General features: G+C 60.6%; 22 protein-coding genes and 3 tRNA genes. 12 read left to right on the forward strand and 13 right to left on the reverse strand.

The window, feature by feature from the left end; genetic code table 11:
* Nucleotides 1-31: 31 nt before the first annotated feature.
* A complete protein-coding gene (locus HA46_RS01270) occupies nt 32-985 on the forward strand; it encodes a beta-propeller fold lactonase family protein (protein ID WP_084881950.1) in 954 nt (317 codons plus the stop codon).
* Here the strand turns inward: HA46_RS01270 and HA46_RS01275 are convergent.
* Nucleotides 978-1,532: a histidine phosphatase family protein gene (locus tag HA46_RS01275; protein ID WP_084881951.1), complete on the reverse strand. Its 555-nt coding sequence runs from the start codon at nt 1,530-1,532 to the stop codon at nt 978-980. The two genes, HA46_RS01270 and HA46_RS01275, sit on opposite strands and share 8 nt — an antisense overlap.
* A 575-nt stretch (nt 1,533-2,107) precedes the next feature.
* On the opposite strand from HA46_RS01275, the gene HA46_RS01280 reads away from it, so the two are divergent.
* The 4 genes from HA46_RS01280 to HA46_RS01295 all read left to right on the forward strand — a co-directional run bounded on the left by HA46_RS01280 (nt 2,108) and on the right by HA46_RS01295 (nt 7,020).
* Nucleotides 2,108-3,496 carry an MFS transporter gene (locus HA46_RS01280; RefSeq protein ID WP_033793412.1) on the forward strand — a complete coding sequence of 463 codons (1,389 nt, stop codon included), beginning with the start codon at nt 2,108-2,110 and terminating at the stop codon, nt 3,494-3,496.
* A 124-nt stretch (nt 3,497-3,620) separates the two neighbouring features.
* On the forward strand, nt 3,621-4,610 hold the full coding sequence (locus HA46_RS01285) for a LacI family DNA-binding transcriptional regulator (RefSeq protein ID WP_084882021.1): 990 nt from the start codon (nt 3,621-3,623) through the stop codon (nt 4,608-4,610).
* Nucleotides 4,607-5,593, forward strand: a complete 987-nt coding sequence (locus HA46_RS01290; RefSeq protein WP_084881952.1) for a nucleoside hydrolase — start codon at nt 4,607-4,609, stop codon at nt 5,591-5,593. The genes HA46_RS01285 and HA46_RS01290 overlap by 4 nt, the downstream gene beginning before the upstream one ends.
* 206 nt (nt 5,594-5,799) lie before the next feature.
* Nucleotides 5,800-7,020: an MFS transporter gene (locus HA46_RS01295; protein ID WP_084881953.1), complete on the forward strand. Its 1,221-nt coding sequence runs from the start codon at nt 5,800-5,802 to the stop codon at nt 7,018-7,020.
* On the opposite strand, the gene HA46_RS01300 is transcribed toward HA46_RS01295, so the two are convergent.
* The 3 genes from HA46_RS01300 to HA46_RS01310 all read right to left on the reverse strand — a co-directional run bounded on the left by HA46_RS01300 (nt 7,017) and on the right by HA46_RS01310 (nt 9,588).
* Nucleotides 7,017-7,481 carry a YbaK/EbsC family protein gene (locus HA46_RS01300; protein ID WP_084881954.1) on the reverse strand — a complete coding sequence of 155 codons (465 nt, stop codon included), beginning with the start codon at nt 7,479-7,481 and terminating at the stop codon, nt 7,017-7,019. The two genes, HA46_RS01295 and HA46_RS01300, sit on opposite strands and share 4 nt — an antisense overlap.
* Nucleotides 7,482-7,574: 93 nt before the next feature.
* Entirely contained in the window at nt 7,575-8,366 is a 792-nt protein-coding gene (fhuF, locus tag HA46_RS01305) for a siderophore-iron reductase FhuF (protein WP_084881955.1), read from the reverse strand.
* Nucleotides 8,367-8,493: 127 nt separating this feature from the next.
* Nucleotides 8,494-9,588, reverse strand: coding sequence for a GGDEF domain-containing protein (locus HA46_RS01310; RefSeq protein WP_084881956.1), 1,095 nt, complete (start codon nt 9,586-9,588; stop codon nt 8,494-8,496).
* A 227-nt stretch (nt 9,589-9,815) separates the two neighbouring features.
* Between HA46_RS01310 and HA46_RS01315 the strand changes: the two genes are divergently transcribed.
* Entirely contained in the window at nt 9,816-10,100 is a 285-nt protein-coding gene (locus HA46_RS01315; protein WP_033793419.1) for a DUF1435 domain-containing protein, read from the forward strand.
* A 45-nt stretch (nt 10,101-10,145) separates the two neighbouring features.
* Here the strand turns inward: HA46_RS01315 and HA46_RS01320 are convergent.
* The 4 genes from HA46_RS01320 to rsmC all read right to left on the reverse strand — a co-directional run bounded on the left by HA46_RS01320 (nt 10,146) and on the right by rsmC (nt 11,633).
* Nucleotides 10,146-10,232: transfer RNA gene (locus HA46_RS01320), tRNA-Leu, on the reverse strand.
* A gap of 33 nt (nt 10,233-10,265) precedes the next feature.
* A tRNA-Leu gene (locus HA46_RS01325) sits at nt 10,266-10,352 on the reverse strand.
* Between the two features lie 32 nt (nt 10,353-10,384).
* Nucleotides 10,385-10,471: transfer RNA gene (locus tag HA46_RS01330), tRNA-Leu, on the reverse strand.
* Nucleotides 10,472-10,601: 130 nt separating this feature from the next.
* The gene (rsmC, locus tag HA46_RS01335) at nt 10,602-11,633 is read right to left on the reverse strand and encodes a 16S rRNA (guanine(1207)-N(2))-methyltransferase RsmC (RefSeq protein ID WP_033793420.1); all 1,032 of its coding nucleotides are present in this window, start codon (nt 11,631-11,633) and stop codon (nt 10,602-10,604) included.
* A 107-nt stretch (nt 11,634-11,740) separates the two neighbouring features.
* Between rsmC and HA46_RS01340 the strand changes: the two genes are divergently transcribed.
* Genes HA46_RS01340 through yjjG form a run of 3 tightly spaced genes read left to right on the forward strand, consistent with a single transcriptional unit; the run spans nt 11,741 to nt 13,261 of the window.
* Nucleotides 11,741-12,151: a DNA polymerase III subunit psi gene (locus HA46_RS01340; RefSeq protein ID WP_033793421.1), complete on the forward strand. Its 411-nt coding sequence runs from the start codon at nt 11,741-11,743 to the stop codon at nt 12,149-12,151.
* Nucleotides 12,123-12,563 (forward strand): ribosomal protein S18-alanine N-acetyltransferase, encoded by a 441-nt coding sequence (rimI, locus tag HA46_RS01345; protein ID WP_084881957.1) that lies wholly within the window; start codon nt 12,123-12,125, stop codon nt 12,561-12,563. Before HA46_RS01340 ends, rimI begins: the two co-directional genes overlap by 29 nt.
* A gap of 17 nt (nt 12,564-12,580) precedes the next feature.
* Nucleotides 12,581-13,261 (forward strand): pyrimidine 5'-nucleotidase, encoded by a 681-nt coding sequence (gene yjjG / locus HA46_RS01350; protein WP_048780844.1) that lies wholly within the window; start codon nt 12,581-12,583, stop codon nt 13,259-13,261.
* 181 nt (nt 13,262-13,442) lie between these two features.
* Here yjjG and HA46_RS01355 read toward each other — a convergent pair whose 3' ends face one another.
* Complete coding sequence (locus tag HA46_RS01355) at nt 13,443-14,102, reverse strand: YtjB family periplasmic protein (RefSeq protein WP_033749392.1); 660 nt, start codon at nt 14,100-14,102, stop codon at nt 13,443-13,445.
* A gap of 108 nt (nt 14,103-14,210) precedes the next feature.
* Between HA46_RS01355 and serB the strand changes: the two genes are divergently transcribed.
* Genes serB through nadR form a run of 3 tightly spaced genes read left to right on the forward strand, consistent with a single transcriptional unit; the run spans nt 14,211 to nt 17,870 of the window.
* A complete protein-coding gene (gene serB, locus HA46_RS01360) occupies nt 14,211-15,188 on the forward strand; it encodes a phosphoserine phosphatase (protein ID WP_033793425.1) in 978 nt (325 codons plus the stop codon).
* Nucleotides 15,189-15,198: 10 nt separating this feature from the next.
* The gene (radA, locus tag HA46_RS01365) at nt 15,199-16,581 is read left to right on the forward strand and encodes a DNA repair protein RadA (RefSeq protein WP_033749394.1); all 1,383 of its coding nucleotides are present in this window, start codon (nt 15,199-15,201) and stop codon (nt 16,579-16,581) included.
* A 50-nt stretch (nt 16,582-16,631) separates the two neighbouring features.
* Nucleotides 16,632-17,870 (forward strand): multifunctional transcriptional regulator/nicotinamide-nucleotide adenylyltransferase/ribosylnicotinamide kinase NadR, encoded by a 1,239-nt coding sequence (gene nadR / locus HA46_RS01370; protein WP_084881958.1) that lies wholly within the window; start codon nt 16,632-16,634, stop codon nt 17,868-17,870.
* Nucleotides 17,871-17,898: 28 nt separating this feature from the next.
* Here nadR and HA46_RS01375 read toward each other — a convergent pair whose 3' ends face one another.
* The 4 genes from HA46_RS01375 to deoR form a co-directional block, all read right to left on the reverse strand.
* Nucleotides 17,899-19,185 carry an MFS transporter gene (locus HA46_RS01375; RefSeq protein ID WP_084881959.1) on the reverse strand — a complete coding sequence of 429 codons (1,287 nt, stop codon included), beginning with the start codon at nt 19,183-19,185 and terminating at the stop codon, nt 17,899-17,901.
* Nucleotides 19,178-20,335: a mandelate racemase/muconate lactonizing enzyme family protein gene (locus HA46_RS01380; RefSeq protein ID WP_084881960.1), complete on the reverse strand. Its 1,158-nt coding sequence runs from the start codon at nt 20,333-20,335 to the stop codon at nt 19,178-19,180. Before HA46_RS01380 ends, HA46_RS01375 begins: the two co-directional genes overlap by 8 nt.
* Before the next feature lie 230 nt (nt 20,336-20,565).
* On the reverse strand, nt 20,566-22,233 hold the full coding sequence (gene ettA / locus HA46_RS01385; RefSeq protein ID WP_033749401.1) for an energy-dependent translational throttle protein EttA: 1,668 nt from the start codon (nt 22,231-22,233) through the stop codon (nt 20,566-20,568).
* Between the two features lie 132 nt (nt 22,234-22,365).
* The gene (gene deoR / locus HA46_RS01390) at nt 22,366-23,139 is read right to left on the reverse strand and encodes a DNA-binding transcriptional repressor DeoR (RefSeq protein ID WP_084881961.1); all 774 of its coding nucleotides are present in this window, start codon (nt 23,137-23,139) and stop codon (nt 22,366-22,368) included.
* Nucleotides 23,140-23,349 lie beyond the last annotated feature (210 nt).

Below are 23,349 nucleotides of genomic sequence, written 5' to 3' on the forward strand. Positions count from 1 at the left end.
TAAGGAAGGCTTACTGAGAAAAGGAGTCGCTATGTCTGAAACCACCCGCGGATTACTGGCGGTCGATAAGCAGGGCAATCGCGTGCTGTTTCTCAATCCCGAGACCTTTGCCGTCGAGCGCGAGCTCAACGCTTTCCCGCCGCGTCCGCATGAGCTGCTGATGCTGCCGGCGTGGCAAAAAGCCTATGTGCCGATTTACGGCGACGGCGCGCACGGCGACAATCCACACCCGGGCCATAAGGTGGCGGTAATCGATCTGGCGAAGCGCGAAATCAGCGGCTTTATCGACCTTTCGCCGCTGCGCGCGCCGCACAGCGGTCAGCTGGGACGCGACGGCAAGGTTTATCTCTGCTGCGAAAGCAGCGCGGCGGTAGCGGTGATCGATCCGGCCACCGATCGCGTGGAAAAGAGCATCCCCGTTCCTTCACACAACGCTCACCGCCTGACGCTCTCGCCCAGCGGCCGCAAGCTGTTTACCGAAAATGAAGAGGACGCCACCATTACCGTGGTAGATCTGTGCGAAGCGGAAGGGCGGGTGATCGATACCATACTGCTGCCAGGCCCCATCGCCGGCATCGCGGCGTCGCCGAAGCATCCTTATCTGGTGGCCAGCGCGGCGGATGCGCCTTATCTCTACGTTATCGACCGCCAGAGCCACCGCGTGCGCCAGCGGCTGGCGCTGCCGGGACATCAGCAACCCTGTCAGGTAGTGCGATTCAGCGCGAACGGCGAGCGGCTGGTGGCAATAGGCGATGGCGAGCCCGTCATCACGCTGTTCGACGATCTCCTCAATCCGCTGGGCGATATTCCTGTAGGAAACAAACCCATGGACGGCTGTTTTAGCCCTGATAACCAGCAGCTGCTCATCGCGAACGAAGGCGACGGCACCTTAAGCGTGGTCGATCTGGCGCAGAACCGCGTAATCGCCACGCCGCGCGTCGGCACCGGCTGCGAGGTGCTGAGCTTTTTCGATCTGGTCAGATAAAAGGGCGGTGATAGATCGCGGAACTCCAGTGGCGGCTGCTGGCGTGTTTTTCCGCCTGCCAGCCGCGCTTGCGCAGTTCGCGCGCGATCATTTTATTCATCAGGCCATGGCCGAGCAGCAGCACCGTGCCCTGCTCCGACAGCGTAATGAGCCGATCGGCGGCGCGCGCGGCGCGTTCGCGCGCCCGCAGCAGCGACTCGCTTTCGCCTGCATAGCCGCATAGCCACAGCATGCGCAGCAGCGCCAGCCAGAGCACGGCCGGCATTTCAAGACGGCGCGAGGCGATCAGCGGAACCGAGATTTCGCTGAACAGCGCGTCGACGTGGAGCGGCTGCAGGCCGAGACGCGTCAGCGAAGAGCGCGCGCGCGACAGGGGGCTGCAGACGATCACCGACGCCTGACGCGCGATGGTCAGGCTGCGATCGGGCGGCATGTCGCACACCGGCGCCATGTCATACGCCTCGCACCAGTCGGCCAGTCCCTGGGCGCTGAGCCGTCCGGCGGCGCGATGGTCGGGTTTGCCGTGTCGCATCAAGATAATGGTCATAGGACTCCTGCTTCGTTCTGCTCTAAGCCTAATGCAAAGCGACACAATGTTAAAACCTGACTTAACCTGGTGAAACAGCGGAGAGTGTCATCCTCTCGTCATGTTTCCAGGCGATAACGCTATCCGCTTCGCTGCAACAGGTCACGGCCAGGTATTATTAAGGGAAAGTGTTAAGTGCTAAATGACACTGTTTAAAATATGCTCTTTCTTTTTATTTTAAGTAATTGTATTTAATGTATTAAATAGATTTAACCCCTTTCTGCGCTGTATGATTTTTGACAGCTATGGCTAAATTTACTTGATTTATCTACGCGCGTAGATAAAATGGCCCTCAGTGATTACTCGCGGCGGACGATGCGAGAAAGGCCCAGCAGGTTTAGTCCTTTGGCTGTTTTATACGACCGGTGCTTAACATCGGCAGAGCAGTCAAAGTCAGAGATTCCAACACCAGGGAATTCTTTACTGACCGCAACAAGGGTTAGCCAACCAGTACATCGCCACCCGGGGAGTTCTGATTGCTATCAAAGAACCGTCCCACGGAAGGGCGTTCACGATCACTAACACAGGGAAATGGTATGACGGCACAACACTCCGTTGAGCGCGATTCCACGCGTTCGCACTCCGCCGCCGATGAGCGGCTGACCACCTCTTCCGGGCGCAAAGATTTCTGGCGCGCCACCTTCTCCTGCTGGCTCGGCACGGCGATGGAGTATGCAGATTTCGCGCTCTATGGCCTGGCGGCGGGCATTATCTTCGGCGATGTTTTCTTTCCTCAGGCGACGCCTGCCATGGCGCTGCTCTCCAGCTTCGCCACCTGGTCGGTCGGCTTTATCGCGCGTCCTATCGGCGCGGTGCTGTTCGGCTGGATCGGCGATCGCAAAGGGCGAAAAACGGTCATGGTCATCACCATCATTTTGATGGGCGCTTCCACTACCTTAATCGGCCTTATCCCCAGCTACGCCACCATCGGCCTGTGGGCGCCCGCCTGTCTGGTGCTGCTGCGCTTTACCCAGGGGCTGGGCGCCGGCGCGGAGCTCTCCGGCGGCACGGTCATGCTGGGCGAATATGCGCCGGTCGAGCGGCGCGGGCTGGTCTCGTCGGTCATTGCTTTGGGCTCTAACAGCGGCACGCTGCTCGCCGCGCTGGTGTGGCTGGCGGTGGTGCAGATGGATCAAGAGAGCCTGCTGGCCTGGGGATGGCGCATTCCTTTCCTCAGCAGCGTGCTGATTGCGCTGGTGGCGCTCTGGATCCGTCGCCATCTGCGCGAAACCCCGGTGTTCGAGCGCAGAAAGCAGGAGCTGGAAGCGGAACGCGCCGCGGCGCGCGACGCGCAGCCGGTGGCGGATACGCGCGGATTCTGGACGCGCACGCGCGCGTTCTGGACGCTGGTTGGTCTGCGTATCGGCGAGAACGGTCCCTCCTATCTGGCGCAGGGCTTTATGGTTGGCTATGTGGCGAAGGTGCTGATGGTCGATAAATCCGTGCCGACCACGGCGGTCTTTATCGCCTCGGTGCTGGGCTTTGCGGTGATCCCGCTGGCGGGCTGGCTCTCGGATCGCTTCGGCCGCCGCATCACCTATCGCGGCTTTTGCCTGCTGCTGATGTTCTACGCCTGGCCTGCCTTTTATCTGCTCGACAGCCGCGAACCGGCCATCGTGATCCCGGTGATCGTGGTCGGCATGGCGCTGGCGTCGCTCGGCATCTACGGGGTGCAGGCCGCGTGGGGCGTAGAGCTGTTCGGCGTTAAACATCGCTACACTAAAATGGCGGTAGCCAAAGAGCTGGGCTCGATTCTGTCGGGCGGCACCGCGCCGCTGCTGGCGGCGGCGATGCTCTCCTGGAGCGGTCACTGGTGGCCGATAGCGGTCTACTTCTCCGCCATGGCGGCCATCGGTTTCTTCACGACCTTTGTCGCGCCTGAGACGCGAGGGCGCGATCTCAATCTGCCGGAAGACGCCATCTAGTGCGGCGTCGCTTCCCGCACGCTAACGAGCAGGCCGTGATGATTCACGGCCTTTCGTGTTTACATCGGGAGCTAAAAGTTTGAAACAGCCGTCAGGCAAAGTCACACGCAGCGACGTGGCGAAAATGGCCGGCACATCGGTGGCGGTGGTCAGCTACGTGATCAACAACGGTCCGCGTCCGGTGGCGGAAAGCACGCGTCAGCGCGTGCTGGAGGCCATCCGGCTGACCGGCTATCGCCCCAACGGCGTGGCGCGTGCGCTGGCGTCGGGCAGCACCAAAACCTATGGGCTGATCGTGCCGAATATCGGCAATACTTTCGTCGCCTCTATGGCGCACGTTTTGCTGCAGGCCTCGCTGGATCATGGTCACGTGATGTTGCTCGGCGACGCGGGCGACGACCGTCAGCGCGAGCTGGAGCTGATCCACAGTCTGCTGAACCGTCAGGTCGACGGCCTGTTTTACAACAGCGTCGACCGCCATCCCTATATCGACGTGATTCAGGCCAGCGGGACGCCGTTCGTGATGCTGGATCGCGTTGAGCCGCAGCCCGGCGTCAGCATGCTGCGCGTCGATGAGCGTCAGGCAGCGTTTCAGGTCACCTCCCATTTGCTCAGCCACGGCTATCGGCAGGTCGGCATCATCAGCGGGCCGCTGGAGATGCTTAACGCGCAGGATCGTATTCAGGGCTGGCGCGACGCGATGGCGGCGCACAGGACGCCGGTTGATGAGAGGCTGATCTTTCCCGCCAGCTATACGCGGCAGGGCGGCTACGAAGCGGCGCGGCGCATGCTGGCCGGTCCCGGCGCGCCGCGCGCGCTGTTTGCCAGTAACGAAGGGCAGGCGATCGGCGCGATTCGCGCTTTCTCCGAGCGCAATATTCGCGTGCCGCAGGATGTGGCGCTGGCCTGTTTCAACGGCACCGATCAGTCCGCTTTCCATGTGCCGACCTTAACCACCGTACGCCAGCCGCTGCAGGCTATGGCGCGCTGCGCCATATCCATGCTGCAAAACTGGGACGGCGAGGCGAAGCTGCACGAGTTTCCGCACTACCTTGAAATCGGCGAATCCTGCGGCTGTACGCCGCACATTAAAACCAACGCGACGACATCATGAAAAGAGTGATTATTGACTGCGATCCGGGCAACGGCATTCCCGGCGCCAATACTGACGACGGCCTGGCGCTCGCGCTGGCCCTTGCTTCGCCTGCGCTGTCGGTGGAGCTGATCACCACCGTCGCAGGCAATACGCCGAGCGACATCGGCGCGCAGGTAACGAAAGATCTACTGACGCGCCTCGGCTCGGCTATTCCGGTGGTGCAGGGCGCCTCTCAGGCGCTGAAAGAGGATCATACGCCCTGGCGCACGGCGCTTGATAACCGCGTAGAGCAGCTCGATCTGGTCAGGCTGTGGCAGGGCGTGCGCGCGCCGAAGCCGATGGCGGCGGACGGTTACGACGCGGCCGAGGCTATCGGCAGGCTGATTTGCGACAGCCCCGGCGAAATTACCCTGGTGGCGCTCGGCCCGCTGACCAACGTGGCCATGGCGCTGCAGCGCTATCCGGCGATGGCGGAAGCGGTGGCGGAGATTGTGGTGATGGGCGGCGTATTCGCGCTGGACGACTACATCAAAGATACCAATTTCGGTCTCGATCCCGAGGCGGCGCATCAGGTGCTGCACAGCGGCGCAGCTATCACGCTGGCGCCGATGGACGTGACCACGCAGACGCTGCTGACCCATCAGGATCTGTCGCGCATCACTGCCGGCGATCATCCGCTCTCCCATTTTGTGCGCGACACGCTGCGTCCGTGGATCGATTACTCTATCCGCACCCGCCATCTCCCTGGCAGCTGGATCCACGATGCGCTGGTGGTCGCCTGGCTGCTAAATCAGCGCGTGGCGAACGGCACCGACTACCGTGTGGATATTGAACTGCGTCCGGGCGCAACGCGCGGCAAAAGCTGGCGCTATCGCACGCCGCTGCGCGTGGATGTCGGCATTCCCGTCGACAGCGGCGCGCTGGTTCATGTGCTGCACCACGTCGATAACGCGCTGCTGCTGGAGATCCTCGAACAGGCTTTGACGCAGCTTAAACGCTAACCCGCAGGGCAACAGCCGGGCGATTCGCCTGAAGTGACATGCGTCGACACCCTTAGTTACATCCTGACGTCAGGGATGCCAGCATTTGAACGCGCTCGCGTTTGGCAAAGTGCTATAAACAAAACGTTAACAATATCGTAACCGCTCCGGCGGTTACGTCTCTTTCTTTCGGACCTTTATCCGAATGGCTCTGACAGGATACGTTTATGTTTAACTGGACCCCGACCCAGCGGAATGTGGCATTTGCCAGCTTCGCCAGCTGGACGCTGGACGCGTTTGACTTTTTTATACTGGTATTCGTCTTAAGCGACCTCGCGCAATACTTTCACGCCTCGGTTTCAGAGGTGTCGGTCGCGATTATGCTGACGCTGGCGGTGCGCCCGATCGGCGCGCTGCTGTTTGGACGGCTGGCGGAGAAATATGGCCGTCGGCCGGTTCTGATGCTCAATATCGTGATGTTTTCCCTGTTTGAGCTGCTCTCCGCCTGGTCGCCGAGCTTCGGCGCCTTTCTCGGCTTTCGCATTATTTACGGCGTGGCGATGGGCGGCATCTGGGGCGTCGCCTCATCGCTGGCGATGGAGACCATTCCCGACCGCTCGCGCGGGCTGATGTCCGGCATCTTTCAGGCGGGCTATCCGTGCGGCTATCTGCTGGCCTCGGTGATCTTCGGGCTCTTTTTCGACGCGGTAGGCTGGCGCGGCATGTTCCTGATCGGCGCGCTGCCCATTTTGCTACTGCCGTTTATCTACTTCAAAGTGCCAGAGTCGCCGGTCTGGCTGGCGGCGCGCGAGCGCCAGGAGAGCAGCGCGCTGTTGCCGATCATCCGCCAGCACTGGAAAATGTGTCTTTATCTGGTATTGCTGATGGCCTGCTTCAACTTCTTTAGCCACGGCACGCAGGACCTCTATCCCACCTTCCTGAAGGTGCAGCATCAATTCGACGCACACACCGTCAGCCTGATCGCCATCAGCTACAACATCGCGGCGATGCTGGGCGGCGTCTTTTTCGGCGCGCTGTCGGAGCGTATCGGACGTAAAAAGGCGATTATGCTGGCGTCGCTGCTGGCGCTGCCGGTTCTGCCGCTCTGGGCCTTCTCCAGCGGCTCCTGGGCGATTGGACTGGGCGCGTTTCTGATGCAGTTTATGGTGCAGGGCGCGTGGGGCGTGGTGCCAACCTATCTCACCGAGCTGGTGCCCGCCAACGCGCGTGCGGTGCTGCCGGGATTCGTCTATCAGCTGGGCAATCTGATCGCCTCGGTCAACGCCACGTTGCAGTCGCGCATCGCCGAGGCGCATCACGGCAATTACGGCCTGGGAATGGCCATCGTCGCCGGTACGGTGGCGGTGCTGATCTGCCTGTTTGTCGCCTTCGGCCGCGAAACGCGCGGCATCGAAATATCAGGCGCGGTGTCGAAGCCGACGCCCTAGATCGCTTCGCACACGTCTACCCACTGCGCCTGCGTCAGCTCGGCCATACGCTGTGGGGTAATACGCACGGCGCTATGGACGGCGCCCGCTGCGGGCAGCACTTCGTCGAAGCGGAGCAGCGACTCGTCGCAGTAGACCTTCAGCGGATTTTCTAGCCCGAACGGGCAGACGCCGCCGACCGGATGGCCGGTCCAGTTCACCACCTCATCGACGCTCAGCATGCGCGCCTTCGCGCCCAGCGCCGCTTTCAGCTTGCGGTTATCGAGCCGCGCATCGCCGCGCGTGACGATCAGCACCACCTCGTCTTTGACCTTTAGCGACAGGGTTTTGGCGATCTGTCCCGGCGCGACGCCGTGAACGCGCGCCGCCATCTCCACGGTAGCGGTGCTTTGCGACATCTCGATAATCTCGATATCAGGTGCGTGTTCGGCGAAAAACTGCCGTACCGACTCCAGGCTCATCTTTTTCTCCATGCAGGTCGAAGGCGTAAAAACTGCCACAAGGCGGAAAAAGTGTAAACGAGAGAAAAGGAGAAAGTGCGGCGGGAGACGGTTTTATACGCTGAGCGTGCAGTTGCCGCAGCGTTCGACGTCGGGAATGCGGTAGCGCTGGCAGCAGCTGCGCCTCACCATCTCGCCGCCGCGCGGCAGCATGGTGCGGTAGAGCGGGTTGTCGCTGCCGTCCTGCAGGCGGCTGGTGAAAAAGATCGTCTGCTCAAGCTGCAGAATTGTCGCTTCATCCAGCAGGGTTTTCAGCTCGCCGAGGAACCAGTGAAAAGAGAAGCCCATATTGTTCCAGATCAGCCTGGCGTTGATGCCGCCATGCTGGGCGATGGCGTTCACCGCCGGGATCAGATGCTGCTGGATCAGGCGATCGATACGCTGCGGTGCCGTAAGGTAGCGCGCTTCTTCATCTTCGTGCGTCGCGATCCAGAAGGCGCAAGGGTGGCCATGCTCGTGGAATTGAACGTGGATATGCTGCGGCGAGCAGTCGAGCGCGCGCGATTCCGCCAGCAGCGCCAGCATTAGCGGCGGCAGCAGCAGGCCGAAATACCACTGCGCCCAGAGCGACTGAACCGGCTTCGCCTCCTGAACGGCGTCGGGATGCTGACGATAGAGATAGTCGCTGTAGCGCTGCGCCAGCGCAGGAAACTGTTCCGGGCGAGCCCACTCCGCCAGCGTCAGAGCGTCTGCGGGCGCGGCTTCATCAAGGTGGATGCTCTCCAGCATATAGCTGTGCTGCTCGCGCATAAGATCGCGCAGGGCGCGCGCCAGCGAGCGATCGCCCTGCATAAAAATAGGCTGAGCGTACTGAAAGCGTTGAGATTGCTGCCTGATGTTCGCCATGCTGAATAACACGCCCTGGAAGCAGAGAAGAAAGAATGATAATCGTTCTTAGTCCTATTCACAAGTCGGCGAAATTGACGGCGCGGCCGGGCGCCTGCCGCGCGTCGCCGCGATGACGGGCGAAGAATTACAGCGCTTCGCCGCTGACGGTCAGGGTTTTGGGCAAGTCTTCCCAGGCGAGAATGGTATTTCGGCCCTGATTTTTGGCGACGTAGAGCGCGCGGTCGGCGTTGGCGACCGCCTGATCGAACTCGTCGTCGAAGATTGGCGCAATGCCGGCGCTGACGGTAACGTGGGTAGAGACCTTTTCGTTGAAACGGTGGGGGATCTCCAGATCGAGCACATACTGGCGAATGCGCTCCGCCAGCTTCATGGCGATCGACGCGTTAACGTTGGTCATCAGCACCAGAAACTCTTCGCCGCCATAACGCACCACCACATCGCGCGAACGCACGGCGTCGCGGATCGCCACCGACACGCGCGCCAGCGCCTGGTCGCCCATGGCATGGCCGTAGTTGTCGTTATACGCCTTGAAGTGGTCGATATCGAGCAGCAGCACGAAGTGGCTGCCGGCGTGATTTTCCAGAATATTATCCAGCCGGTTTTTGAGTCCGCGGCGGTTATAAAGGCCGGTCAGCGGGTCCAGCATGCTGAGATCGCTGAAGGTCTCTTTTTCTTCATAGAGCTGGCGCATCAGACGACGGGTGAAGCGATCGACGCGGCGGCGCATCAGGTGCTGCAGAGAGAAGCCGATCAGCGGCAACGAGATGGTCAGCAGCAGCATCGCCAGATGCGCGCCCTTATCCAGCAGCAGCACCGTTACCACCGGCGGGGTGATATGTAGACAAAATGCCGGCAGATAATCGCTCAGGGCGATAGCGCTGATAAAAAAAACGCTCAGCAGGCTAATCATCAGGAAATTGTCGTCAAAAAAGAAGACCTGCTGATATTTGAGCTCAATATGCCAGGCCCAAAACGCGCCAAGCAGTAATGCCACAGGATTTAATAAAGGTAATTTCAGTTTGGGCCTGATTAAACACGCAATTAACGTCGAGGCGCTAAATAGCGCGACGGTAATAATCGGCGCAGGCAAGTCCGCAGCCGGGCTGCCGGCGAAAGGGATCAGGCAAAACAGCGATACGGCGACATTTAAAAACAGAAAGAGCATCAGCGATAGCCGATATTTGCTCTGTTTCAATTCATCGTAAGATTGTAATTTCATTATTAATACTCGAAACGGCCCTGAAATATCAAAGCGCATTCCGGCAAGAATAAATTCATTTGCCGGACAATGAGCAAATTTGCTGTGTTATGAAAGGTGTTATCGGCCGCAATCTAGCATTTTCCAACTGGTCTGTCATCTTCCGGTCCTGCGAGAAAAAAACAGGCTGCAAGATGAGATTTATTATCATATGATAATGGGAACTCTTATCATTTGAGGTCGACGCCATGTTGATGGCCGTGTTTGCCGCCTGCGGCTTGTGGGGATTCAGCTGGGTGATGGGGAAAAAACTGGACAGCGCCTGGGGCGTGCTCCTGCCCTGCGCGGCGATGCCGTGCTTTGCGCTATGGGAGCCGAGCTTTAGCCAGTGGCGTATCGTGATGATCGTCGCGCTGCTGTTGACGGTGGTGATGCTGTTCCATCGCCGGTTGCGTCACTATCTGCTGCTGCCTTCATGCCTGGCGTTAGCGGGCGGATTAGCGGCCGTTGCGGTGAATTTTCATGGGGCCTGAAACAGAGAGAGTAAAACAGAGAGGTGGAACAGGGGAGGACAACTCTGGTGCGAAGAGAGGGACTTGAACCCTCACGTCCGTTAAGACACTAACACCTGAAGCTAGCGCGTCTACCAATTCCGCCACCTTCGCATTTGAGTCATCTTGCTTTTCATATCGCCGCATTGGTGCGAAGAGAGGGACTTGAACCCTCACGTCCGTTAAGACACTAACACCTGAAGCTAGCGCGTCTACCAATTCCGCCACCTTCGCGCAGTGCGATGCGAGATGAAAATCGTGGTTGTTGGTGCGAAGAGAGGGACTTGAACCCTCACGTCCGTTAAGACACTAACACCTGAAGCTAGCGCGTCTACCAATTCCGCCACCTTCGCGTACCAGCAATACATGACAGTATTGCAACCACGGAGGCGCATTCTAGAGATTTTACACCCGGCGTCAACAGATATTTCGCGACGGCGAATCGACTGCTGTAAAAAGCAACGTTTTCACCGTCGCCGCTGCTTAGCGCGCTTTCGCGCCGCGGCCGTAAACGGCGCGGTAAACCTTGAAGCGTCCGTTTTGCGCCAGCACTTCATGGCTGCCGAAGGTTTCGTCCAGCACCTGCGGATAGGGCAGGAAGGCGTTGGCCACAATACGCAGTTCGCCGCCGGTGTTGAGGTGCTTCACCGCGCCGCGGATCAGGGTCTGCGCCGCGTCCAAGCTGGTTTCGCGCCCTTCGTGGAACGGCGGATTCGAGAGGATCAGATCGAAGCGGCCGGTGACGTCGGAGAAGACGTTGCTCGGGAAAACGTCGCCCTCGAAGCCGTTGATCGCCAGCGTCGCTTTGCTCGCCTCAATCGCCGCGGCGTGCACGTCGCACAGCGTCAGACGCACTTTCGGCGAATGGTTGGCCAGCACCGCCGACAGCACGCCCGTGCCGCAGCCGATATCCAGCACTTTGCCTTTGGTGTGCGGCGCCAGGGTGGTGAGCAGCAGTGCGCTGCCGATATCGAGGTCGTCGCGGCTGAAGACGCCCGGCAGGGTGCAGATGGTCAGCGGATCGAGATCGTAGCTGTCGCGGAAGCTTTCGGCGTCGAACGTCGGCTTGCCTTCCAGGCGGCCGTGGTAAAGTCCGCAGCGGCGCGCGCTGTCGATTTTGTCCAGCGTCGCCCACTCTTCGACCATGCCTTCGGCGCTGCGCACGCCGCTACGGTTTTCGCCCACGACGAAAATGTCGCAGCCCAGCGGCAGCAGGGAGAGCAGGTTCGTCAGCTGGAAAAAGGCTTCCGGCTTGTTTTTCGGCCAGTAGTAGATCAGCGTGTCGCACCCTTCAACGTCTTCCTGCGTTGCCACCAGACCGTAACGCGCCCGTTCGCCCAGACGGCGACTCAGGTTTTGCCAGTGATGATACTGCTGGGTATGCGCGCGCGATGAGGCGGTCTCCAGCTGAGCGGGCAGGTCATCCTGCATATCGCCAGCGAACAAGACGTGGCGGGCGGTAAATTCATCACTGTGGCGCAGTATGACTTCGCTGGCCGGGGTAAAAGCAGACATGAAAGGCTCCTGTTAGATCAGAGCGGCGATTATAGTGGTTTGTTGGCGCATGTTCGATGGGTTTGCTAGCATAGCGTCGCATTCAGGCAGCACATCAAGGGTAAATCATGACGTCCAGGCGCGACTGGCTGTTACAGCAAATGGGAATAACGCAGTATCAACTGCGACGCCCGCGCGTGCTTAAGGGCGAAATCGCGGTACGGCTGACGCCAGGCACAAAGCTGATTATCGTCGCCGACGTCGCGCCCGGCCTGCATGAGCCGCTGGTGCGCGACGTGCTGCACGTGCTCGACCTGCAGCCCGCCCAGGTGATGGCGCTGACGCCCGATCAGCTGCAGATGCTGCCCGAATCGCTCGACTGCGCGGGCTGGCTGATCGGCATCGACGGGCCGCACCCCTTTAGCGGCGTCGCGCTTCACTCAGCCTCGTTAAATGAACTCTCCAGCAGCGGCGCGGCGAAACGCGCGCTCTGGCAACAGATGTGTAACCATGACAGCGATCTCTTTCCTCACCCCTGAGGACACCGCCCAGGCTTTCGCCATCGAGTGTCGCAGCCACGCTTTTCCGTGGCGCGAACAGACCTTCGCCAGCAACCAGGGCGAGCGTTTTCTTAACTATCGCCTCGACGTCGACGGCGTGATAGCCGCCTTCGCGATTACGCAGGTGGTGCTGGATGAGGCGTCGCTGTTCAATATCGCCGTCGATCCCGCTTTCCAGCGGCGCGGCTACGGGCGTCAGCTGCTGCAGCATCTTATCGCCGAGCTTGAGAAGCGCGACGTGATGACGCTGTGGCTGGAAGTGCGCGCCTCCAATCATCCCGCTATCGCCCTGTACGAGCAGCTCGACTTCCACCAGGTGAGCCGCCGCCCCAACTACTATCCCACCGCCAGCGGACGTGAAGACGCCATCATCATGGCGCTGACGCTGTAGGCTTTTAAGGAGCTGTAATGTTAAAAGACTGGGATTGCATCCTGTTCGATGCCGATGACACCCTGTTTCACTTTGATGCGTTTGCCGGGCTGCAGCGTCTCTTCGCCGGTTACGACGTTCAGTTCACCGACCAGGACTACGCCGACTATCAGGCGATCAACAAGCCGCTGTGGGTCGATTACCAGAACGGCGCCATCTCCGCGCTGCAGCTTCAGACGCGGCGTTTTACCGGCTGGGCGGAAAAGCTGAGCGTAGCGCCCGACGTGCTTAACAGCGGCTTTCTGAGCGCCATGTCGGAGATTTGCATGCCGCTGGAGGGCGCGGTCAGCCTGATGCACGCGTTGCACAACAAGGTGCCGATGGGCATCATCACCAACGGCTTTACCGCGCTGCAGCAGGCGCGTCTGGAGCGCACCGGCTTCCGCGACTACTTTTCGGCGCTGGTGATCTCCGAGCAGGTTGGGGTGCCGAAGCCGGACGCGGCTATTTTTGACTACGCGCTGGAAAAAATGGGCAATCCGGATCGCAGCCGCGTGCTGATGGTGGGCGATACGCCGGAGTCCGATATTCTCGGCGGCATGAACGCCGGTTTAAAAACCTGCTGGATCGATCACGGCACGCGACCGCTGCCAGAGACGATTCGCCCCACCTGGACGGTGACCTCGCTGGGCGAGCTTAAGGCGCTGCTGCTCGCCTGAGTAACTATTCACCGTAGCAACTGATTTAAAGCTAAGAAGCCCGCAAAGCGGGCTTTTTTTCATTTAAAACTATTCATGAATCTATTCATTCGACGTGAATGGACTTGCACTTTTGCTTGAATACACGCTGGTTGACCCCATATTTAATGGCGAAAACCGATAAACAGGGCGTGCCTGCGGCTTAAGGCACCGATTCCTTCTTCTCGCCTTCGTCGTCGCCATCCTCTTTTACTGGCGTGCTGGCGGTCAACAGAAACGGCGACTGCTGCCAGCGAGTGCGGCGATCGCGCAGCAGCGTGCGCGACAGAATAATGCCGATGGCCAGCGCCAGCAGCATCATCAGGCGCAGAATATTGGTGGTGTTGTCGACCTGACGCGACTCGGTGACCAGCACATGGGTATCCAGCGTCACGCGCAGAAAGCCGAGCGGGCCGTCGCTGTTGCCGAGCGGCTCTACCAGCTGATGGTTGAAGTAGCTGCCGGCGCGCTTGCCGTCGAGCGCCAGGCGATCGCGCACGTTGATGTTTTCGCCGCTGTGCGCCACCAGGCTGCCGTCGTCGGCGTAAACCGAGGCGTCGAGAATGCGGCTGTTGGTGGTCATCTGATTGAGGATGGCTTCGATCTGGCTGCGGTTATCGTCGCTGTTGTCCATCAGCGGCGACAGGCTAAAGGCGACCTGCTTCGTCAGGGTCTGCGCCAGCTCTTCGACCTGCTCGGAGCGCGCCATCTGATGGCCAAGGCTAAACCAGGAGGCGCCCTGCATCAGAACGACCAACAGCGCCAGCGAGATCAGCACAATCACCGTGCGATGTAAGCGAAATTTCAGTGCCCTTTTAGCCATCGATAACCTGTGTCACGTCACAACAGAAACCAGGAGATTATGTTGCCAGAAGCGGCGCAGACAAGGTAGCCTCTTGCGTGGTTTTGTTGTCCCCCTACAGGAGCTCTGATGCCGAACCGTCTTACCTGGTGCGACCTGCCCGCCGAACTCTCCGAATGGCCGGGTTTACCCCTTTCCCTTAGCGGCGACGAAGTCATGCCGCTGGACTACCGTGCCGGTCGGACCGGCTGGCTGCTGTACGGTCGCGATCTGACTAAACAACAGCTTACCGATTATCAGCATCAGTTAGGCGCAGCGATGGTGATCGTCAGCGCCTGGCGCGTCGACGACTATCAGGTGGTGCGTCTGGCCGGTTCGCTGACGCCGCGCGCCGCGAAGCTGGCGCACGAGAACGGCCTCGACGTCGCGCCGCTCGGCAAGATCCCGCATCTGAAAACGCCGGGCCTGCTGGTGATGGACATGGACTCCACCGCGATTCAGATCGAGTGCATCGACGAGATCGCCAAACTGGCGGGCAGCGGCGAGCTGGTGGCGGAAGTGACCGAGCGCGCGATGCGTGGCGAACTCGACTTCGCCGCCAGCCTGCGCCAGCGCGTGGCGACGCTCAAAGGCGCCGACGCCAATATTCTGAAGCAGGTGCGCGACGAATTGCCGCTGATGCCGGGCCTGACCGAGCTGGTGCAGAAGCTGCAGGCGCTGGGCTGGCAGGTGGCAATCGCCTCCGGCGGCTTTACCTGGTTCGCGGAATACCTGCGCGACAGGCTGCATCTGGCGCACGTCGCCGCCAACGAACTCGAAATGCGCGACGGCAGGCTGACCGGCGAAGTGCTGGGACCGATTGTCGACGCGCAATACAAAGCGGATATCCTGAAGAAGCTGGCGCAGCGTTTTGATATCGCGCCGGAGCAAACCGTCGCGATCGGCGACGGCGCCAACGACCTGCCGATGATTAAGGCAGCGGCGCTGGGTATCGCTTATCATGCTAAACCCAAAGTGAATGAGCAGACGCAGGTGACTATCCGTCACGCCGATCTGATGGGCGTATTTTGCATCCTCAGCGGCAGCTTGATTCACGAAGAGCGTTAGAGGTACTGATTTGGCCAAAGCGGCAAAACGCGCCTTCGTTTGTAACGAATGCGGCGCAGACTATCCGCGCTGGCAGGGGCAATGCAGCGCCTGCCACGCCTGGAACACCATCACCGAAGTGCGTATTGCGGCGTCGCCAGCGGCGGCGCGCAATGAGCGCCTGAGCGGCTACGCCGGCAGCGCGGGCGTCAGCCGGGTGCAGAAGCTGTCGGAAATCAGCCTGGAGGCGCTGCCGCGCTTCTCCACCGGCTTCAAAGAGTTTGACCGCGTGCTGGGCGGCGGCGTGGTGCCGGGCAGCGCTATCCTGATCGGCGGCAATCCCGGCGCGGGGAAATCGACGCTGCTGCTGCAGGTGATGTGCCGTCTGGCGCAGGAGATGAAAACCCTCTACGTCACCGGCGAAGAATCGCTGCAGCAGGTGGCGATGCGCGCGCACCGCCTTGGCCTGCCGAGCGAAAACCTCAATATGCTGTCGGAAACCAGCATCGAGCAGATCTGCCAGATCGCCGAGCAGGAAGAGCCGAAGCTGATGGTGATCGACTCTATCCAGGTGATGCACATGGCGGATATTCAGTCGTCGCCGGGCAGCGTGGCGCAGGTGCGCGAAACCGCCGCCTATCTGACGCGCTTCGCCAAAACGCGCGGCGTGGCGATCGTGATGGTCGGCCACGTCACCAAAGATGGATCGCTGGCGGGTCCGAAAGTGCTGGAGCACTGCATCGACTGTTCGGTGCTGCTGGACGGCGACGCCGACTCGCGCTTTCGCACGCTGCGCAGCCATAAAAACCGTTTCGGCGCGGTGAACGAACTTGGCGTGTTCGCCATGACCGAGCAGGGTATGCGCGAAGTCAGCAATCCCTCGGCGATCTTCCTGTCGCGCGGCGACGAGGTGACCTCCGGCAGTTCCGTGATGGTGGTATGGGAAGGCACCCGTCCGCTGCTGGTGGAGATCCAGGCGCTGGTGGATCACTCGATGATGGGCAATCCGCGCCGCGTCGCGGTGGGACTGGAGCAAAACAGGTTGGCGATCCTGCTGGCGGTGCTGCATCGCCACGGCGGCCTGCAGATGGCCGATCAGGATGTGTTCGTCAACGTGGTCGGCGGCGTGAAAGTGACCGAAACCAGCGCCGATCTGGCGCTGCTGCTGGCGATGGTGTCGAGCCTGCGCGATCGTCCGCTGCCGCAGGATCTGGTGATCTTCGGCGAGGTCGGGCTGGCGGGCGAGATCCGTCCGGTGCCGAGCGGGCAGGAGCGTATCTCCGAAGCGGCCAAGCACGGCTTCAAGCGCGCCATCGTGCCGGCCGGCAACGCGCCGAAGAAAGCGGTCGACGGCATGAAGGTTTATAGCGCGAAAAAACTGGCGGACGCGCTGGCGATACTGGATGAGCTTTAAAGGCTGAGCGGGTAAACTCGCAGGCAACTTCAATCCATGCAGGAGGCAGCATGACGTCGTTCGACTATTTGAAAACCGCCATTCGCCAGCAGGGGCATACCCTGCAGCAGGTGGCCGACGCCAGCGGGATGACCAAGGGCTATCTGAGCCAGCTGCTCAACGCCAAAATCAAAAGTCCCAGCGCGCAAAAGCTGGAAGCGCTGCATCGCTTTTTGGGTCTGGAGTTTCCGCGCCGCGATAAAACCGTCGGCGTGGTGTTCGGCAAGTTCTATCCGCTGCACACCGGCCATATTTACCTTATCCAGCGCGCCTGCAGCCAGGTCGACGAGCTGCATATTATTATGGGGCACGACGAGCCGCGCGATCGCGAGCTGTTCGAGAACAGCGCCATGTCACAGCAGCCGACCGTCAGCGATCGGCTGCGCTGGCTGCTGCAGACCTTCAAGTATCAAAAAAACATCCGCATCCACTCGTTCAACGAAGAGGGCATCGAGCCCTATCCGCACGGCTGGGATGTCTGGAGCGAAGGGGTAAAAACCTTTCTTAGCGATCAGGGCATCGCGCCCGACTGCATCTATACCAGCGAAACCGCGGATGCGGAGATGTATCAGCAGCATCTGGGCGTGCGTACCGTGCTGGTCGATCCGGCGCGATCTTTTATGAATATTAGCGGCGCGCAGATCCGTCAGGATCCCTTTCGCTACTGGGAATATATTCCTACCGAGGTTAAGCCCTTCTTTGTGCGCACCGTCGCCGTGCTCGGCGGCGAATCCAGCGGCAAATCGACGCTGGTCAACAAGCTGGCCAACATTTTCAACACCACCAGCGCCTGGGAGTATGGCCGCGACTACGTCTTCTCTCACCTCGGCGGCGACGAGATGGCGCTGCAATATTCCGACTACGACAAGATCGCCCTCGGCCAGGCGCAGTACATCGACTTTGCGGTGAAGTACGCCAATAAGGTCGCCTTTATCGATACCGATTTCATCACCACCCAGGCATTCTGCCTGAAGTATGAAGGCCGGGAGCATCCCTTCGTGCAGGCGCTGATCGACGAGTACCGTTTCGACCTGGTGATCCTGCTGGAGAATAACGTGCCCTGGGTGGCGGACGGCCTGCGCAGCCTCGGCAGCTCGGTGGATCGCCGCGAGTTCCAGTCAATGCTGGTGACCATGCTGCGGGAGAACAACGTCGACTTTGTGCACGTGCGCGAGTACGATTACGACACGCGTTTCCTGCGCTGTATCGAACTGGTGAAAGCGATGATGGACGGCAAGAACCCTGCCTGAAAGCGGGGGCGTCGCCCCCGCTATTGTTTCAGTTCGCCGCCAGCGCGCGCAGCGTATTAACCCCTTTTTGCCGCACCAGCAGCGCCAGCAGCAGCATGCCCGCCACCGCCAGCGCGCTCGCCAGCAGAAACGCCGTATGGTAGCCGCCGCCATACTGAATCAAAAAGCCGGTAATGCCCGGCGACAGAATCCCCGCCAGATTAGCCAGCAGATGAACAAAGCCGCCCGCGGTGCCGATGCGTCCCGCCGGAACGATATCCTGCAGCAGCGACCAGCACGCCTGCGGCGTCATATAGGCGAACACGCTGGCCAGCGTGATCAGGGTGACCGCGCTCACCACATCCCGGCTCCACGCCGTTAACAGCACGCACAGCGCCGCCACCGCCAGCCCGACGAAGATCACCAGCTTGCGCGACAGCAAAAAGTTTTGCGTGCGGCGGAACAGCATATCGGAAACGATGCCGCCGCCGAGAAAGCCCGCCGTCGCGCCCAGCCAGGGCAGCACGCCGATAATGCTCATGCTTTTGATATCCAGATGCTGGAAGTCGGTGAGATAGCTCGGCAGCCAGGAGAGAAAGAAATACTGGATATAGTTAAAGCAGAAAAAGGCGCTCGCCACGCCCAGCACCGGCAGCGAAAAAACGTAGCGCCACAGGGAATGGCGATCCTGCTGCTGCGCGGCGGCGGCCTGGGTCGCCGGGCGCTGACGGCTGATCAGCTCGCGTTCAACCGGGCCGACGCGCGGATGATCTTCCGGCTTATCGCGGAACAGCCAGAGCCAGCAGGCCACCCAGATAAAGCCGAGCAAGGCGATAACGACAAAGGCGATGCGCCAGCCGTAGTGCAGCCCCACCAGCCCGACCACCGGCGCCGCGATCGCCGCCCCGAGCGGCTGCCCGGCGTTGGTAAAGCCGACGGCGCGTCCCGTCTCTTTTTTGGGAAACCAGTTGGCGATCGATTTGTTGGTGGTGGTGCCCATCGGCCCTTCGCCGATGCCGAACAGCATGCGTACGATTAGCAGATGGGTAAAGCCCGTGACCAGCGCGGTGGCGCCGCAAAACAGCGACCAGACGCCCGCCGCCCAGGCGTAGACGCGGCGCGGGCCGAAGCGGTCTGCCGCCCAGCCGCCGAGAAAGCAGAAGGCGCAGTAGCCGATAAAAAAGCAGCTAAACAGGATGCCCATCTCCGCGTCGTTGATATGCAGATCGCTTTTAATCAGCGGCGCCATCACCGAGAGCGCGGCGCGGTCGAGATAGTTGAGCATGCCGGCGAAGAAGAGCAGCAGCGCGATCACCACGCGATAGTTTTTACGCATAGCGGCGGACTCCTTTATCGGTAATCTGACTCAGTGAGAGGCGGTAGTGGCGCAATACCTCTTCATCCGGCGCGTAGCCCAGGCCGGGGCGCGAGGAGAGGGTAAAGGCGACGTCGCGCGGCAGATCGGGGTAGAGGCGCGCTTCGAAATCGATCCAGGGCGTTTCCAGCTTGATATCGTCGGGCAGCAGCGCGACCAGATGCGCGGTCGCCAGCAGGCCGGCGCCGTAATAGAAACAGTGAGGCACCACGCGCACGCGGTACTGCTGCGCGGCGGCGAACACGCGCAGCGCCGCGCTGATGCCGCCTACTTTCGCCACGCTGGGCTGCGCCACATCCACCGCGCCGTTTTCAAGCAGATGCATAAAGCCCCAGTCGCCGTCGACGTTTTCGCCCGCCGCCAGCGGCACGCCGACGCGCTTGAGCTGCGCCAGCCCCTGATAGTCGTCAGGCGGCCAGATCGGCTCTTCAAGCCAGCCGAGCTGCAGCGAACGCAGCTCATGCGCCTGCTGGGCGGCCTCTTCACGCGTCCAGGGACAGTTGACGTCGACCAGCAGTTCCGCCTGCGCCGGCAGCGCGTCGCGCGCGGCCTGGATGGCGTCGAAGGTGGTTTCATGCAGTTTGAGCGTGGTAAAGCCCTCATCCCAGGCGCGTTTTACCTGCGCGGCGACGGCGACGGGCTGGTTGTCGTAGCTTACCAGACTGGCGTAGCGCTCAATGCGCTGCCGCGCGGCGCCGAGCAGCTGCCAGAGCGGCTTTTGTTGCCGCTGCCCGAGCGCGTCCCACAGTGCGATATCCACCGCGGAGAGCGCGAAGCGCACCGGGCCGCTGCGGCCAAAGGCGTGCAGCGCTTTTTCCGCCTGCTGCATCAGGGCGGCGATGGCGTCTGGTGAATCCGGCAGCGGTTTGCCGATAAAGGCAGGCGCCACCAGCGTGCAAATCGCCTGTTCAGTGACGGGATTGGCCAGATGGCCGAAGGCTTCGCCCCAGCCGCACAGGCCGTTGTCGCAGGTGATTTTGACCAGCAGCGTTTCCATGCGGCGCAGCGAAGAGGAGGCTGCATTAAAGGTGGTTTCCTGGTGTTCGGGCGCGCGTCGCTGCGCGTCAAACGGGATGGCGATACGCGTGACGTCGATTGAAGCTATTTTCATGCCATAGACCTCGTAAGATGACCTCCGGCGCGAATTATTATCACAGCCTGCCGGAACGGTAAGGTGGATCGGGTCAGATCATCAGCGAGTATAAAAAGCGGGTGTTAACGCGGCATCGGGCAGCAGCCCAGGGTTAAAGGGGCAATAGCGGGAAGAATTGGGCGAAGCGACAGGAAAAGGCGCAGGCAGTCACAAAAAGAGAAAAGGCGGCATCGCTGCCGCCTTTTGGATTACTTGGTAATACGCTTGTACTTGATACGCTTCGGCTCCAGCGCGTCCGCGCCGAGGGTGCGTTTCTTGTACTCTTCGTACTCGCTGAAGTTGCCTTCGAAGAACTCTACCTTGCCCTCATCCTGATAGTCGAGGATATGGGTAGCGATACGGTCGAGGAACCAGCGGTCGTGCGAGATCACCATGGCGCAGCCCGGGAACTCCAGCAGGGCGTTTTCCAGCGCGCGCAGGGTTTCGATATCCAGGTCGTTGGTCGGTTCGTCAAGCAGCAGCAGGTTGCCGCCAACCTGCAGCAGTTTCGCCAGGTGCAGACGACCGCGCTCGCCGCCGGAGAGCTCGCCGACGCGTTTGCCCTGGTCGGTGCCTTTGAAGTTAAAGCGGCCGACGTAGGCGCGGCTCGGCATCTCGAAGGTGCCGATACGCATGGTGTCCAGTCCGCCAGAAACCTCTTCCCATACGGTTTTGGAGTTATCCATCGCGTCGCGGAACTGATCGACCGACGCCAGCTTGACGGTTTCGCCCAGCTCGATGCTGCCGGCATCGGGCTGCTCCTGACCGGTCATCATGCGGAACAGGGTCGATTTACCCGCGCCGTTCGGACCGATAATGCCGACGATAGCGCCTTTCGGCACCGAGAAAGAGAGATCGTCGATCAGCACGCGGTCGCCGTAGGATTTGGTCAGGTTTTTCACCTCGACCACTTTGTCGCCCAGACGCGGACCCGGCGGAATAAAGAGTTCGCTGGTCTCGTTACGCTTCTGATATTCGGTGCTGTTCAGCTCTTCAAAGCGGGCCAGACGCGCCTTGCCTTTAGACTGGCGGCCCTTCGTACCCTGACGCACCCACTCCAGCTCTTTCTCGATCGATTTGCGGCGGGCGGCTTCAGCAGAAGCTTCCTGCGCCAGACGCTGATCTTTCTGCTCCAGCCAGGAGGAGTAGTTGCCTTCCCACGGAATGCCTTCGCCGCGGTCCAGCTCAAGGATCCAGCCCGCAACGTTGTCGAGGAAGTAACGGTCGTGGGTAATCGCCACGACGGTGCCTTCGAACTCGTGCAGGAAGCGCTCCAGCCAGGCCACGGACTCGGCGTCCAGGTGGTTGGTCGGTTCGTCCAGCAGCAGCATATCCGGTTTTTCCAGCAGCAGGCGGCACATCGCTACGCGGCGACGTTCACCACCGGAAAGGTTGCCGATTTTGGCGTCCCAGTCCGGCAGGCGCATCGCATCGGCGGCGCGCTCCAGCTGCGTTTCCAGGTTATGGCCGTCGTGCGCCTGAATAACCTCCTCCAGACGACCCTGTTCGGCCGCCAGCTTGTCGAAGTCGGCGTCCGGCTCGGCGTAGAGCGCGTAAACCTCATCCAGACGCTTCAGCGCGCCGACCACTTCGGAGACCGCTTCTTCGATAGATTCGCGCACCGTCTGTTCCGGGTTAAGCTGCGGCTCCTGCGGCAGATAACCCACTTTGATGCCCGGCTGCGGACGCGCTTCCCCTTCGATATCTTTATCGATGCCCGCCATGATGCGCAGCAGCGTGGATTTACCCGCGCCGTTCAGGCCGAGCACGCCGATTTTCGCGCCCGGGAAAAAGCTGAGGGAGATGTTCTTTAGAATATGACGCTTCGGCGGAACCACTTTGCCGACGCGATGCATGCTATAGACGAATTGAGCCACGTTGTAATGAGCCTCTGATTCTGGTGGGTGAATTAGTGACGAAGTTTAGCCTTTTTGCCTGGCTAATCCCAGCCGCGCGCCGGGATAATTCCGGGCGCGCGGCGTTGTTACGCGTAAAGAGAAAAGGCAGGGTCAGATCGAATCGGGCAGACGCAGCGGCAGCGGCTGTTGCGCCAGCCACTCCGCCAGCGCGCTGTCCGGCGCGCTGTCGCTCACCAGCAGGTCAAAGCGGCGCAGTTCGCCGATGCGAGCGGGCAGCACCTTGCCGAATTTGCTGCTGTCCGCCACCAGCACACGCTGGCGCGCGCGCAGCATGGCGTGATGTTTCATCGCCAGCTCATTGAGGTTGTAGCAGGTCGCGCCCTGCTCAATATTGATGCCGGCCGCCGAGATAAACGCCAGCGTCGGGCAGAGGTCGTCAAGAATCGAGTGCGCGCCGATCGGCGTAAACAGGGCGTTGTCGGCGTGAAACTCGCCGCCGCTCAGGATAACGTTGCAGGCCGGTTTCTCTTTAAGCGCCAGAAAAGTATTCATGGCGCAGCAGATGGCGGTAAAAGGCAAATCCTCGGGCAGGGCGTCGACGATATAGGGAATAGTGGTGCCGCAGTCGAAAAACACCGTGTCGTTCTCGCCGATCAGGGTGGCGGCGGCCTGCGCCAGGCGCTGCTTTTTCGTCGCGTTCTGACCATGCTGATCCGAAACGAAATAGTGGCCGCCATGGCTTTTCGGGTCGCTGACGATATAGCCGCCCAGCAGCACCACGGTCGAGGCCGGTTCGCTTAGATCGCGTCGAATGGTCATCTCCGAGACGCCTAAAAGCTGCGCGGCGTCTTTCAGATGCAGCTTGTCGGTGCGTTTTAGCGCCAGGGTCAGTTTCTGAATGCGTTCGTCGCGCCGGGTTTCCATAGAGATCTCTGTTGTGGTTGATAGCCGAAAGCGATGCCTTGTGGAAGCCAGGCCGCATCAGGATGAACAGCGATAATTGCCGCAATTTTAATGCGTTGCGCGCTCAGGCCGGCAGGCGATCAATATTACCCGTAATCAGATCGCCCCGCAAACGCCGCCATGCGCACCTTTTTGTACACGGCTTTTTAACAGAATCTCATTGTCGCGCTC

The organism is Pantoea septica (assembly GCF_002095575.1).
GTDB classification, from domain to species: Bacteria; Pseudomonadota; Gammaproteobacteria; order Enterobacterales; family Enterobacteriaceae; genus Pantoea; species Pantoea septica.